This is a genomic window from Adonisia turfae CCMR0081, from assembly GCF_011009555.1.
Classification (GTDB): Bacteria; Cyanobacteriota; Cyanobacteriia; order Phormidesmidales; family Phormidesmidaceae; genus Leptothoe; species Leptothoe turfae.
Map to the genome: position 1 here is coordinate 1668756 of NZ_QXHD01000004.1, position 14080 is coordinate 1682835.

Genomic DNA, 14080 nt, shown 5'->3' on the forward strand with positions numbered 1-14080 from the left:
CTATGCCTGTCTCAGCCCAGACCGATCAGCCCATGTCCACCTGGCAAAATCCACCTGAACCGATTACGTCGATGTTGGATGTGGCCCCGCTACCGGCAGTGTCGATTTCACGAGATAACCAGTGGCTGGTAGAACTAGAACGACGGGCGCTGCTGCCAATTTCAGAATTATCAGAACCCTGGCTTGCGATCGCAGGTACAAAAATCAACCCTAACACCTGGGGACCTGCCCAAGAAGGTTCCTATAAAGGACTGACGGTTCGTCGTCTAGGGACCTTAGAGAGTACTCCCATCCACTTACCACCGGATGCACGGATCCGCAACCTGCGCTGGTCCTACGATAATCGCTATTTGGCATTTACGCTGACCCAGGCTGATGGCATTGAGCTATGGGTCTTAGATGTGGCGGAAGCTAAGGCAAGACCCCTGAGCGGTCCGCTTCTCAATGGTGTGTATAACAGCCCTTGTCGTTGGCTGCCGGGGGATGAGGGGCTGATTTGTAAAGTGCGACCCCAGGGGCTAGGTGTCCCCCCCACTGAGCCTAAGGTGCCTGTTGGACCTGTGATTGAAAGCAGCCAGGGACGGGTGGCCGCGACTCGCACCTATACTAATTTGTTGCAGAGCCCCCACGATGAAGCTTTGCTTGAATATTATTTCTCCTCTCAGATCGCCCACATTAGCCTGGATGGAGAGATTACCCTGCTGGATGATCCCAGCCTGCTCCGCAATGTAACGGTTTCTCCCGATGGTCAGTGGCTGTTACGGTCCACCGTGCATCGTCCCTTTTCCTATCAGGTTCCCCTATCTCGTTTTCCGGTGCGTTACGAGGTGCTTAACCGCCAGGGGGAGGTGGTACATGAGTTAGCGGATTTACCCCTGGCCGACGATATTCCCATTGCCTTTGACTCAGTGCGGCAGGGTAAACGGGGCATCGGCTGGCGGACCGATCAGCCTGCCACCCTATTCTGGACAGAGGCCCTAGACGGTGGTGATGCCAGCAATGAGGCGGAGCATCGGGATGGGCTGTATACTCTGGCTGCACCTTTTGACGGGGAGCCAACAGAACTATGGCGTTCCACCCTGCGATTTCGTGGGGTTACCTGGAGCACAGAAGATTTTGCTGTTGTGACAGAAGCCTGGTACGACAGCCGTCAATTAAAAGCCTGGTCCATTAATCTTGGGCAAACTGCCTCGGAGCCAGTCTTGCTAGATGAAAGAGACTTTCAGAATGCCTATGCCAATCCAGGTAGTCCAGTTCTGATGCCAGGGCCCTATGGCCGTTCAGTGCTGATGCTCAGTGAGGATGGCAAGAGTATGTACCTTAACGGCGGTGGTGCTTCACCCGATGGAGTGTTTCCCTTTTTAGATCGTCTGGATCTGACTAGCTTAGAAACAGAGCGTCTTTGGCAGGCTGAAGGAGACGTCTTTAGTCGGATAACGCGTTTGCTAGATGCTAATGCTGAAAATATTATTGTTCGAAGAGAATCTCAGACTAGCCCAGGCAACTATCATCAGCTGATGCTGTCCAGTGGAGAAGAGAAGCCTCTAACGGAATTTGTTGATCCCCTGGCTTGGTATGCTGATGTACAAAAAGAAATTGTGCGCTATCCCCGTGCGGATGGAGTCACGCTGACAGCCACTCTATACCTGCCACCGGGCTATAATCCAGCGACCGATGGCCCTTTACCTACGGTGCTTTGGGTTTATCCGCGAGAGTTTAAAGATCGTGCAGTTGCTAGCCAGAATACTCGCTCAGAGTATACGTTCACTCGTCCAGGACGAGATTCGGTTTTGTTTTTGTTAACGCAGGGTTATGCTGTCCTCAACGGACCAACCATGCCGATTGTGGGTGAAGGGGATAAGCAACCGAATGATACCTACATTGAGCAGCTGGTATCGAGTGCTGAGGCCGCAGTTAACTTGCTGGTAGAACGAGGTGTTAGCGATGGTCAGCGCTTAGCCATCGGCGGCCACTCCTATGGTGCATTTACCGCCGCTAATTTGCTCGCCCATAGCGATCTCTTTCAGGCAGGCATTGCTCGCAGTGGGGCCTATAACCGGACGCTCACACCCTTTGGTTTCCAAGGAGAACAGCGTAATTTCTGGGAAACACCTGAGACGTACCTAACCATGTCTCCGTTTATTGCCGCTGAAAAAATTAATGAGCCACTGTTGTTGATCCACGGTGCTGAGGATAACAACCCAGGTACCTATCCGATTCAGTCTGAGCGTCTCTACGAGGCGATGAAAGGCCTCGGTGGTACGGTGCGCTATGTGTCATTACCGGCAGAGGGCCATGTATATCGCTCGCGCGAAGCCGTTGGCCACGTGTTGTGGGAAATGGTGTCTTGGTTAGATGACCATGTAAAAGGTGGTGAACCCTAACCCCCTTGTTGGTCACCTGACATCTCCAATATATGGAAACACCGTAGGGGTAATGCCTCGTGCTTACCCCGCGATATTGCTCGCTATTTGCCAGAATTTTGTACCACCCGAAAGAAATATGTTGTCCGTAGGAATTGGGGCAACCACAAGGGATTGCCCCTGCGGGGTATCTAATTTTTTATTGGTATACCGAGGGCAAAACCTTAATCCAACAATGACCCAACCAATAATTTTTGCAGCATCCAAACCAGGCTTACGGCCAGAGATGCGCTCCAGATAGTTGCGGCTAGCGTCAGCTTGCCATTCAGCACACAGAGACTACCGCTAATTAGAAGAGCGATCGCAACGCCACCCGATACCCGCACCAAAATCTGCACAGCTTCCGTTAGTTTGCGCAGACGAGTGGCCACATCATCGGTGGATACAGGCGAAATTGCTGATTCTAGTAGCGTTTGAAAGCTGTCGTATTGCTTGGAATCAATGTGGTAGTAAGTACCCAGGTCAGTATCCCGGAGCGCTGGGTTGGAACGGAGGCCGAACTGTTTGGCGGTTGCGATCGCAGCCCGCACCTGACGCTTGCTCGCCACCCCATTAAACGTATCAAACAGCGACTCGCGATACACACCTGCCCTTGCCATCTCTAAAATCCGCTGGCTGAGTTCCACCTCATGGAGCTTGGCTGGGTCAGACACTTGAGTCACTGGCTTTTTCCAATCGCTAAGTAAATATGTACTATTTAGAATATAGCCGATTAATATCCCTGCGCCAATCAATCATAAAAAACGTAGGGGCGTTCCATGGAACGCCCCTACAAAATATGGCCTTAAAAAGACAGGATGGATGTTACATCATGCCGGGCATGCCCATGCCGCCCATGCCGCCCATGCCACCCATGCCGCCCATGCCGCCCATGCCGCCCATGTCACCACCAGGTGCAGCAGCTTCAGGTTCAGGCTTCTCAACCACAAGTGCTTCGGTCGTTAAGACCATGCCAGCGATAGACGCAGCATCCTGCAACGCAGAACGTACAACCTTAGCGGGATCAACAATACCGCTAGCCATCAGGTCTTCGTAGGCACCGGTTAGGGCGTTGTAACCTTCATTAAAAGGAAGTGAACGTGCCTTCTCGACAACTACGCTACCTTCATCACCAGCATTGTCAGCAATCTGACGCAGAGGAGCTTCTACAGCCCGCATAACGATGTCGACACCAGTCTGCTCTTCAGGGCTGAGGCTAGCTTTAAGGTCGTCAAGCTTTTGCGCCAGGTGCAATAGCGTAATACCACCACCAGGAACGATACCCTCGTCCACAGCTGCTTTAGTTGCGCTTAGGGCATCTTCAATGCGTAGCTTGCGGTCTTTCAGTTCAGTTTCAGTGGCAGCACCAACCTTGATTACGGCCACACCACCCGCTAGCTTAGCCAAACGCTCAGATAGCTTTTCCTTGTCATAATCAGAGTCAGTTTCGTTCAACTCTCTACGAATCTGACCGATGCGCTCGTCGATATCTGCCTTATTGCCACTCTCAGACACAATAGTAGTGGTGTCCTTGGTAATGGTGATCTTATCGGCAGTACCTAGCATTTCGACCGTCGCCATTTCCAGGCTGAGACCAATGTCTTCAGAAATGACCTGACCACCTGTCAGTACAGCAATATCCTGCAGCATAGCCTTACGGCGATCGCCAAAACCAGGAGCCTTAACCGCAGCGACATTCAAGACGCCACGAGCCTTGTTGACAACCAATGTTGCCAGCGCTTCGCCGTCTACATCTTCAGCAACGATGACGAGGGGCTTGCCAGCACGGGCGATGTTTTCTAGGACGCCTACCAGGTCCTGCATAGAACTGATCTTCTTATCGGTGATCAGCACCAGTGCACCTTCAAGATCAGCGATCATTCGCTCTTGATCGGTGACGAAGTAAGGGGAAATATAACCCCGGTCAATCTGCATCCCTTCAACCACATCGAGTTCGGTATTGAGGGACTTAGATTCTTCAACGGTAATCACACCGTCCTTAGTAACTTTATTCATAGCCTCGGCAATCATGCTGCCAATGGCTTCATCACTACCAGCGGATACCGTAGCTACCTGGGCGATCTCCTTACCTTCTACAGGCTTAGCGACCGCTGCAATCTCATCAACCAATTTGGCAACGGCTTTTTCAATACCGCGACGTAGGCTCACGGGGTTCGCACCAGCCGCTACGTTCTTGAGGCCTTCACGGATAATTGCCTGAGCCAACACAGTGGCTGTGGTGGTACCGTCACCAGCTAAGTCCTTAGTTTTAGAAGCTACTTCTTGGATTAACCGTGCCCCGGTGTTTTCATAGGGATCAGACAGCTCAATTTCCTTAGCAATGGTGATGCCGTCATTGACAATCTGAGGTGCGCCGAATTTCTTTTCAAGAACAACGTTACGACCCTTAGGACCAAGGGTAATTTTGACCGCATCGGCCAGGGCGTTAACGCCTTGTTCTAAAGCCTGGCGGGACTTTTCATCAAATACTACCAGTTTCGCCATAGTCAGCTCGTTTAGCTCTGCAATGAAAGACCTTAGCACTCTCTGAGTCAGAGTGCTAACTAAGCGTATATCACGACATGGTGTTGCTTAATTCGCGATAACCGATCCTTAGAACCGCCCCATGCTTGGTCTGCCTGCGCAGTATCCATCAGATGCCGCAATTCAGATGCCGCAATTCAGATGCTCCCTGTAGCTGTGCAGTGTGGCCATACCTGGCGTATCAACTTTTGTTGAGTTTATTCAATTCTCTAGAAGATGGTCAGCGTAGAGTATCAGGTTTGACAAATTTCTTGCCCAATGTATTAAGTGCTTTACCCAACGGTAATCTGATGGGAACTTCCTAATGCCGCTGAATACTGACTAATATATTTACCGAGAGAGGTAATTATTGTTACGTCAATCTCGTAGGTAATAACTTTGGGAATCTGGGCAAGATGACTTTAGTGTTATTCCGTTCCCTAGTTTTCTACCAACGGCCTTGACTAAATTTGCAAAGTTTTTCTGAGGGGCTACGAGTATCCGGAAAGGTAAAGGTCAGATGCGTATCTTGCATCAGATTCTAGAAAATGTCTCGTTCGTAACACACAAATTGGGATCCATCTTCTAGCATTTATTTTGGGCTGAAATCCAGTTCAAATTACATTGTTTTTATAGTTTCCGTTCTTTATTAGACCTTTAGAAAACTTTCGTCAGGGTTATTATTCGCTTTACCTAGGCACAACGTTAATTGCTTACCTTAGAGGGAATTAACACACAACTCCTCAAGTCCTTATAACTCCATTGTCTGAACAGTTAGCGTTTCTAATAACTAAACTCCTTATAAATCTTCTATCTAAACAGTCAGCGCTTCTAACAATCTGTTCTCCTGAAAAATTAAGTCTTTCTTTCTAACTCATGTCTTCTGCCACTGCATTTCTGAAGAACCACGTTCTCCATGGCATCAAGTTCCAGTTCAAGCCGCTGCAGCCTCTTCGATTCTGGATCGATTCTTTAAATGTTAAAGACCCTGAGCAAGCACGTTGGATTGCTCGCGTCGTTCCTGCTCAATGTCCATTTGAACGTGATATTGTCCTGTTTGGCCGCACAATCGCTCACATCCCTCCGATGTGTAAGCTTAACCCTTTATATGACGAGGTAGTGGGTTTACGCTTCCGGGCCCTATGTTTCTTGGCCGATGAATGCGGCGAAGATATTTCCGCTCTAATTTAGATGTGGGTTGTATCCACTCGTGTAGGGACATTCCCATTATGGTAGGGACGTTCCATGGAGCGTCCCTACATAGTTAAATTGCCTTGCCGACTTCCTTTAATAAGGTCATCGGTCCGATTTCTTTAAGTTTGTCCATTTGCTCTTGGTTTTTGACCAATAACGAACCGGCAAAACCGAGGGAGTTGACCGAGATGCCCAGATAGTCATCCTGACGTCGTGGCACGGCCATTAACCAGTTGCGTGTGCCCAGTAGGTTATAGGCATCTCGCTGGGACCCTTGCCATTGTCCGGTGGGATCATCTAGTGCCAGGCTATGTAATAGTCGTCGATAATGCTGAAGCCATTGCTGCGGTCCGTCATCAGGACTGAGTTGAACGATGCGGTGGGCATAGGGCAGCTGAGGCGACTGACCGATGCCATCAATAAAATTGGTGACGCGGATGGCTGCTTCAATGGGCAAATCCATGGACTGTTGGGGGATAAGCTGAAGGTGTTTATGGGGTTGACTGGCTCCAGCAGCGGATCCACCATTGTAGAAAAATAAGCCAGCGACTTCTTCTATACAGCGGCAAAGGGCTTCAAAATCAGCCAGGTTAAGCCAGTCGAGCTGAGACTCAAAGCTACGGGTGACGATCAGAAAATGATGGTCAACGACATTAAACTTGTTTAGCAGACAGACATGGGTGTCGGAGATGTCTGTGACATAAAGGTTGGGGTCGTAGGGTAAAAACGGATTGGTCTTTTTCTTGGCCTGAACCTTACGGGCCTGAGCTTTGCGGTTTAGGTTGGTTAAAATTCTTATAATAAACTCCACACACCCATCGGTAACAAGTTCATACTCGGTGTCGATGGGTTTTAGGGCTTCAGTAGTTAAGCCATGCTCGGTTTGGGCTTGGAGTTTGGACCATAGGGTATGGGACTGCCAGGGTTTGCGAGGGTGTGAGTCTGTGCGATCGCACATATATCTATCCTGATAAACCGCTACTGCTATGCAGTTTTAACATAGCTCTGGTACAAATATGTTGTTACATCCCGACGCGTCATATCGTTTCTGATGCACGGCATAGATCCGTAATGCCCGAGTGGGTCATCTGTTTTGAAATTAAATGCACTCTAATTATTAAGGTGTTCGCATGGGTAGGAACCCCTTCGAAGTACTCAAATTCCGTACCCATGTGTTAGTTGCTTTTATTGTGAGCAACCTGCTGGTAGAAATTATCTATGGCATCCTTGATTATCAACGGCTGCTGCCCTGGCCCCTAAATGACAAACTGTGGATACCTGTCCAGTTCATAATTATTTTTGGATTGGTGTGTGTCGTTCTTATCACCACCGGGCAGCGAGCTGGTTTGCAGCTAACTCGTTTATTTGGGCCGCCGCCGCGTTTCCCGTGGGCCTATGGCATATTGTTAATTTCCAGTATGCTGATTTTCTCTTTCAGTAGCTTTTTATTGCTGTTTTACCCCGTCTCACTATTTGCTCCTGGGTTTGTGGAAGAACGACTGACGGAACAGCTGCTAAATGTTGAAACAGTGGCTCCTGGTCTATATCGCTACTTGATGCTGTTTGTTGTTCTGGTTTTTGCCCCCATCGCTGAAGAATTTGTATTTCGGGGTGTGTTATTACAACGCTGGGCTGTGCGATGGAATTTGCCTGTGGGGATTATCATGTCATCTTTACTGTTTGGCATGTTACACATCAACAACCCCTTGGGGCTCACCATGTTTGGTGTGATTATGGCGCTGTTGTATATTCGCACCCGCAGTTTGTGGGTGCCGATTATTGCCCATGCGCTCAACAATGTTGTCTCGGTTGCACCGGAATTGCTATCACCTGGTCCCCAAACATTTGATATTGGTGATTTTCAGCAGACTTGGTGGGTGGGCCTTATCGGCCTGTGTTTGGCTGCGCCTACGTTATGGCACTTCATTTCTAATAGTTGGCCCCATAAAAATACGCAACCACCCTATTTTGGATAATAAACGAATCCGTTGTTTAGGAGCGTTCCATGCAACGCCCCTACATGGGGTTTTTACGAAATCTCTCCTTTGCCGATTTAAAGGCATCTTTCATGGCGGCTTGAATGCGTTCAGGGTCAGGCTTTTTCCCACCCATCAGATCGCCAAAGTAGATGCATGCACCTTCACCCAACGCCCAGGTATAAGCTGCTGCCCATGAAGCCGCAACAACGCTGCCGAAACCGGGGATCAATTTAATCAATTCTCGCCCGATGGCTTGGGCCAAGAAACCTCCAGCGATGGTACTAGCAACACCGCCTGCTTGGGAAAAGCTGAGGCGTTGACCATAAAGTTGCCCCAGGGCAACAATCATGGAAACTTGCAGCGCCGTAATCGCTGGCATCGTGGCGAAGGGTAGCGGCACCGCAGCTAATGTGGCCGCAATCACGGAAAAAGCTGAAATGTAACGTCGAGCCACATCTCGATAGATCGCCCCTAGTTGGGTGGTGGCGTCATCAGCCTGATCTAGCAGTTGATGGATAGCATTGGACTCTGCTTCGGGCAGCTGGTCAGATAGGACAGTGAGTAGCGCATCCAGCCCATAAAAAACAGGAGTGTAGCCGTCTTCTTCAAGGGTGAAGTCAACCATAATGGCACTGTCAAAGAGACCGTCAAAACTGCGTTTGAGTTCACCAAAGGCCCGTTGAATTGATGTTTGTGTAGGTGGGTAGGGCGAATGCTCAGCCCCGGTAGGATAAAGCTCGTGCAGACAGGTGACAACTAAAACCACTGGAATTGTTGGATGCTGGGCTCTAACACCACGCAAAATCTGGTGCAGACTCTCCACTGCAAAGTCATTGACCTTAACTGTCACCAGCAATATCCTCGCCCCGCGCGCCTGCTGAGCAAGGTCATTTTGGAGTTCTTGTAGGATGCTGTCTACATCGCGGTCCACATCTCCTAGCCCAACCGTATCTGTAAATAACAGCAGTGGCAGATCTGCTGATGGATAAGCGTAACGCTGGGTGTGTTGGGTATGGGGCCGAAATCCCTGGCCAATAATATCTGCGGAGACTCCGGTTAACCCACGCACGATTGAACTTTTGCCCGATTGGGGTTTGCCGATCAGCCAAGCTTCAGTGGTAGGTAGTTCCGCCCTGATTTTTTCCAGGATATTGGCAACTTGGTCATCATCGACTGCGAACCATTTCAGCACTCGTTGGGTGACCTGATCTAGAGATATACCGGACTTGATTGCATGCCAAGTCGTTAGCCAGCGCTGCGTTTGTGATGACGGGATTTTGGGCTGGGGATTTTGGGCGGATGCTGCCATCGCATCTCCTCATGGAGCCTTCAATAGTATTGTATCGATCAGTTCAACGCTCTCTAGGAGGGAACCTCACCCCGATTAGGTGCTGATTTCACTACTCGATATGAAAGTGCCTGCGGAAGCAATTATTGCGATTTATTGTGTAATGTGTCGGATTTGATAAATAACTACACTAACTTTTGCTAAGCTAACAGGTGATGGTGCCGTAAGAGTTTATACCTATGCCATACACCACTGAAGAAGGTGGACGCCTTAACAATTTTGCTTCTGAGCCCAAGATGTATGAGGCTCAGCCTCCGACAGCCAGTGAAAAGCGTAACTACGTTATTTTGGGTCTTGCTGGTGCTGCCCTGGTGGTTGGCTTGATTGCTTTGACAACCGTAATTTCCTAAGACAGCTTTGAATTTTTGACTGGCTTGCCTGAGTAGCGGCTAACTGCTTATTACCTTTAGAAAAGGCTCGCATTATTCGAGCCTTTTCTATTATTGAGACGCTCTAAGGATGGGGACAACTGCCCAAAGGCCTAAAATTTAAGAACTGCTATTCTTTGCTGTATAAGGGTTTTATTACTCACAACTAATCACTCACAACTAATCACGAATATTAGAGCTACTATCAGATGTCATGGTCCAGGATGACGAGGCGGCTATGGTATCGATGTGGATTACGGGGCCTACGCGCAGTGGTAAAACCCAGCATTTGATTAATTGGCTATTGCAGCAGACGGCTACGGCTGAACGTCCTTGGTTAGTGTTTGCTGCCAACGGTGATAACCGCATGGCTTTAGCTCAGCGGCTGGCATCTGCTGTGCAAGATCAGGTACCTTACACCACAACTACGCCCGCTGGTTTTATTCAGAATGAAGTCATTCTTTTCTGGCCTTTGCTAGTAGAGTCTCTGGTTCTTAAAGCTCAGTTTCCCCTCAAGCTGCGTCCTGAAAATGAACAGCTGTTGGCGTTGCAGCTATGGGAGCCACTTTTGGCAGAAGAGTTGCAAGTGGAAGGCTGGCCAGAATCCCAAACGGTGCGACGGGCTCTAGATTTATTGCAGTTGGCAGCTTCGGCAGGTATTCCAACTGAAGAAATTACCCTGCGACTGCAACAGGGAATGATGCCGAACCTGGTACCAGCCAATACCTGGGAAGCGATTGGGGCTGCGCTGTTGCAGTGGCGCATTTGGTGTTTGGAACGAGGGTTGCTTACCTATGGACTGATGACGGAGCTTTATTGGCGATACTTGTTGCCTTTATCTCAGTATCAGTCGCAGCTGCTAGAGAGATTTGCTGGGACAGCTGCCGATGATGTCGATGAGTATAGTGCGATCGCAATTCCCCTCTTCCAAATCTTCAAAACTGCCGGTCGCTCCCAGGCATTTACCTATAACCCCAGCGGTCAAGTGCGGTTAGGCGTAGGGGCTGACCCTGCGGCCACTCTAACATTGGCAACAGACTGTGAGCAGATACAGCTGCCCCACCCCGATACTGATAGCCTCGGCTACACCATGGCCGATGATGTGGTGCAGTGGGTGCAAGACCCGTTGGCCATCCCCGAATTGCCCGAGCAGGTGCAATTAATCACAGCCACCACCCGAGGCAAAATGCTGCGGCAGACTGCGGATCTTATTGCCGATGCCATTCACCGTGAAGTCGTGACGCCAGCAGAAATTGCGGTGATTGGCCCTGGTTTAGACGCCATTGCTCGCTACAGTCTAATCGAGATTTTGAGTGATCGAGGCATTGTTGTTGCCTCCCTTAAAGATCAGCGACCTTTAATTAGTTCTCCATTTGTGCGGGCTTTGCTTGCCTTACTATCTCTGGTTTATCCAGGGTTAGGACGACTGGTTAATCGTGATGCCGTGGCTGAAATGCTAGTGGTGCTCAGCCAAACCCCAGAAACTGAGGCCAGTTTGCCCTGGTTCGACCTGACCCGCATTGATCCAGTGCGGTCGGAGTTAATTGCCGACCATTGTTTTGTCCCCGATATTGAGCATCCTCGCCTGCTGCCGGTGGAGAATTTTCCCCGGTGGGATCGTCTGGGCCACCAGGCTACAGAGTCCTATAATCGTATTTTGGACTGGCTCAGCGAACAAAAGAAACAACAGCAGCAGCGGTATCCCACCAGTCCAGTAATCATGCTGGACCGGGCAGTGCAAGACTTTTTATGGCGTGGTAACTATCTACCCATCGATCAGCTTTCAGCTCTGCGAGAACTGATGGAAACGGCTCAATACTTTTGGGATGTGGAGCAGCGCTTGGCTCTCTATGGCGGCATGCCAGGAGACGATTCTCTCAGTGATGTGGGGCGTTTTATCCGTTTACTGCAGCGAGGCACAGTATCAGCCAATCCCTATCCGGCCAGATCGTTAGATGGAGAGCGGCAAGGGGTAACGTTGGCCACTGTATTTCAGTATCGAGCCCAGCGACTTACCCACCGTTGGCAGTTTTGGCTAGATGCCGGTTCTCCCCGCTGGCTGACGGGTCGTGATGAACTGTTTGGGGCTGAGATTTTCTTAAGCAGTTGGCCAGAACGACCAGTCACAGCTGCGGATACAGAGACCATGCACGAGGCCAGGTTAGAGAGAATTTTGAGAGATTTATTAGGACGAACAACAGAAAGACTTTATTTGTGCCACAGTGAACTAGCCCTCAATGGGCAGGAACAGATGGGGCCACTTCTCAGTCTAGTCAGCGCTGGCAATCCCATGGAAATGGATAATACCTAACTTCTGGAAAGGATTGATCAAGCTATTAGCTAATACCCCTGGTGATGTCTGATGAATCCCTTTACTAGGGATGAGCATCGCGACAGGCTGCACCGGATGAGCTTCTGGTCTACAGTACAAAGGTAGGCGAGTAAGCAATTTATGAATTCAGCCGAGAAAAAAGTAATCGTTGTTGGTGCTGGCTGGGCTGGCCTTGGAGCTACCTATCATCTAGCCAAGCAAGGCTATGACGTTACGCTACTTGAGGCTGGCCCCCAGCCCGGTGGCCTAGTTGCTGGTTGGAAAACGCCGGGGGGACGTTCTGTAGAAGCCGGTATTCACGGTTTCTGGTATCCCTACAACAATATTTTTGGTTTGGTGGATGAACTGGGTATTCAACCGTTTACCCCCTATACCCGCTCGTCTCAATATTCCCCAGCGGGTCTAGAGGTGGAGTCGCCCCTATTCCAGGCAATGCCTTATTTGCCCAGCCCCATGGGCACCTTTGTCCATACCAAATTTAAGCGGCTACCCCTGGCAGATCGGCTGTCGGCACTGCCGTTGCTATACGCAGTGGTGGATTTTGATAACTCTGACGATGCCTGGAAACGTTACGACGGCATGACCGCTAGAGAGCTATTTAAGCAGTATGGTGTTTCAGAACGTCTATATAAAGAATCCTTTGAACCCATGTTGCTGGTGGGGCTGTTTGCCCCGGGTGAGCAATGTTCGGCAGCGGCGGCATTGGGCATGCTCTACTACTTTATTTTGGCCCACCAGCCTGACTTTGATGTGCGCTGGTGTCGAGGCACCGTAGGCGAGATGATCTTTCGTCCCTGGGTAGAACGGATTGAGTCTTTAGGTGGCAAAGTATTGGCCAATAAGCGAGTTAGTGATGTGCAGGTAAAGGATAACCGCGTGACAGGTGTAGTCTGCACAGGTATGGATGGGGATGAGACCTTTGATGCAGATGCCGTAATTTTCTCAGTCGGCATTACTGGAATGAAAAAGATTGTTGCGGCCAGTGACGCTCTACGCAATCGATCTGAATTTAGGGATTTGCAAAACCTCGGTGGTGTGGATGTGTTGGCGACACGACTGTGGTTTGATCGCAAAATTGACGTACCATTGCCATCCAATGCCTGCTTTGGTTTTCATCAGGCCACAGGATGGACCTTCTTTGACTTAAATGCTCTCCATGATGAGTATAAGGATGAACCCGGTAGTGTGATTGAGGTGGACTACTACCATGCAAATCAGTTGTTGCCTTTAAGTGACGAACAGGTGGTTAGCCTGACGAAAAAAGACTTGGCAGGCTGTATTCCAGAGTTTGCTGATGCCCAGGTTGTCGACCAAGCCGTTGTGAGAATCTCCCAGGGTGTTAGCCACTTTGCACCGGGAAGCTATCGCTATCTGCTGCCGGGAACAACCAGCTTTAGCAATGTGTTTATGAGTGGTGATTGGATTGTGACGCGCCACGGCTCCTGGTCCCAGGAAAAGGCCTATGTTACTGGCTTAGAAGCAGCGAATCAGGTAATTAGCATGCTGGGCACCGGAACAGCGGCAGAAATTACCCCCATTGTGCCCGATGAACCCCACATTCAGGCAGCACGGGCGATTAATAAGACGGTGCGACAAATGGTGAATCAAGTAGTGCCACAGTGGTGGTCTTATTAGTTGCCGAGTTGCATGTTGTTTTTATGCATATGCCTAACGGTGTCTAACTTTCATTGGCAATCATATGGATGCGTTCATTGACCTGGCTCACAAAGAACCCGGTGGGGCCTACTCATTTTATTGCCTAACCGGAGGCCATCAGCAATGCCCTAGGCCGTTCAAAATTTGAATGCCGTAGCCTTTTCAGAACTTTATATGATCTTTACGAGGGTGTCCCTGGGAGAAGCTAACCGCTGGCGTATGGGTAGCTAAGGTTTTGGAGAAATAATTATGAACACCCTTATGCTGCTTGCGACAAT

General features: G+C 49.7%; 10 protein-coding genes. 6 read left to right on the forward strand and 4 right to left on the reverse strand.

The window, feature by feature from the left end; translation table 11 throughout:
- The first annotated feature begins 2 nt into the window (after positions 1-2).
- On the forward strand, positions 3-2384 hold the full coding sequence (locus DXZ20_RS11365) for an alpha/beta hydrolase family protein (protein ID WP_250565723.1): 2382 nt from the start codon (positions 3-5) through the stop codon (positions 2382-2384).
- Between the two features lie 203 nt (positions 2385-2587).
- Here the strand turns inward: DXZ20_RS11365 and DXZ20_RS11370 are convergent, their stop codons facing one another.
- A complete protein-coding gene (locus DXZ20_RS11370; protein WP_163698269.1) occupies positions 2588-3085 on the reverse strand; it encodes a hypothetical protein in 498 nt (165 codons plus the stop codon).
- Positions 3086-3227: 142 nt separating this feature from the next.
- On the reverse strand, positions 3228-4907 hold the full coding sequence (groL, locus tag DXZ20_RS11375; RefSeq protein ID WP_163667556.1) for a chaperonin GroEL: 1680 nt from the start codon (positions 4905-4907) through the stop codon (positions 3228-3230).
- An 894-nt stretch (positions 4908-5801) separates the two neighbouring features.
- On the opposite strand from groL, the gene DXZ20_RS11380 reads away from it, so the two are divergent.
- Positions 5802-6116, forward strand: coding sequence for a Mo-dependent nitrogenase C-terminal domain-containing protein (locus DXZ20_RS11380; RefSeq protein ID WP_163667560.1), 315 nt, complete (start codon positions 5802-5804; stop codon positions 6114-6116).
- Positions 6117-6189: 73 nt separating this feature from the next.
- On the opposite strand, the gene DXZ20_RS11385 is transcribed toward DXZ20_RS11380, so the two are convergent.
- Positions 6190-7077 (reverse strand): ATP adenylyltransferase family protein, encoded by an 888-nt coding sequence (locus tag DXZ20_RS11385; protein WP_163667564.1) that lies wholly within the window; start codon positions 7075-7077, stop codon positions 6190-6192.
- 172 nt (positions 7078-7249) lie between these two features.
- Here DXZ20_RS11385 and DXZ20_RS11390 point away from each other — a divergent pair, with 172 nt between their 5' ends.
- Positions 7250-8095: a CPBP family intramembrane glutamic endopeptidase gene (locus DXZ20_RS11390; RefSeq protein ID WP_163667567.1), complete on the forward strand. Its 846-nt coding sequence runs from the start codon at positions 7250-7252 to the stop codon at positions 8093-8095.
- 40 nt (positions 8096-8135) lie between these two features.
- Here DXZ20_RS11390 and DXZ20_RS11395 read toward each other — a convergent pair whose 3' ends face one another.
- A complete protein-coding gene (locus DXZ20_RS11395) occupies positions 8136-9407 on the reverse strand; it encodes a GTPase family protein (RefSeq protein WP_163698270.1) in 1272 nt (423 codons plus the stop codon).
- Between the two features lie 218 nt (positions 9408-9625).
- Here DXZ20_RS11395 and psb34 point away from each other — a divergent pair, with 218 nt between their 5' ends.
- The 3 genes from psb34 to DXZ20_RS11410 all read left to right on the forward strand — a co-directional run bounded on the left by psb34 (position 9626) and on the right by DXZ20_RS11410 (position 13781).
- Positions 9626-9796, forward strand: a complete 171-nt coding sequence (gene psb34, locus DXZ20_RS11400; protein WP_163667573.1) for a photosystem II assembly protein Psb34 — start codon at positions 9626-9628, stop codon at positions 9794-9796.
- Positions 9797-10028: 232 nt separating this feature from the next.
- A complete protein-coding gene (locus tag DXZ20_RS11405; protein WP_163698273.1) occupies positions 10029-12125 on the forward strand; it encodes a hypothetical protein in 2097 nt (698 codons plus the stop codon).
- Between the two features lie 141 nt (positions 12126-12266).
- Positions 12267-13781 carry a hydroxysqualene dehydroxylase gene (locus DXZ20_RS11410; protein WP_163667580.1) on the forward strand — a complete coding sequence of 505 codons (1515 nt, stop codon included), beginning with the start codon at positions 12267-12269 and terminating at the stop codon, positions 13779-13781.
- Positions 13782-14080: the final 299 nt, after the last annotated feature.

What these genes read in the sequence shown, in the direction of transcription:
- DXZ20_RS11365 (WP_250565723.1), top strand. Translation starts at nt 3, where the DNA reads ATGCCTGTCTCAGCCCAGACCGATCAGCCCATGTCCACCTGGCAAAAT.
- groL (WP_163667556.1), bottom strand. Translation starts at nt 4,907, where the DNA reads ATGGCGAAACTGGTAGTATTTGATGAAAAGTCCCGCCAGGCTTTAGAA.
- DXZ20_RS11380 (WP_163667560.1), top strand. Translation starts at nt 5,802, where the DNA reads ATGTCTTCTGCCACTGCATTTCTGAAGAACCACGTTCTCCATGGCATC.
- DXZ20_RS11385 (WP_163667564.1), bottom strand. Translation starts at nt 7,077, where the DNA reads ATGTGCGATCGCACAGACTCACACCCTCGCAAACCCTGGCAGTCCCAT.
- DXZ20_RS11390 (WP_163667567.1), top strand. Translation starts at nt 7,250, where the DNA reads ATGGGTAGGAACCCCTTCGAAGTACTCAAATTCCGTACCCATGTGTTA.
- DXZ20_RS11395 (WP_163698270.1), bottom strand. Translation starts at nt 9,407, where the DNA reads ATGGCAGCATCCGCCCAAAATCCCCAGCCCAAAATCCCGTCATCACAA.
- psb34 (WP_163667573.1), top strand. Translation starts at nt 9,626, where the DNA reads ATGCCATACACCACTGAAGAAGGTGGACGCCTTAACAATTTTGCTTCT.
- DXZ20_RS11405 (WP_163698273.1), top strand. Translation starts at nt 10,029, where the DNA reads ATGGTCCAGGATGACGAGGCGGCTATGGTATCGATGTGGATTACGGGG.
- DXZ20_RS11410 (WP_163667580.1), top strand. Translation starts at nt 12,267, where the DNA reads ATGAATTCAGCCGAGAAAAAAGTAATCGTTGTTGGTGCTGGCTGGGCT.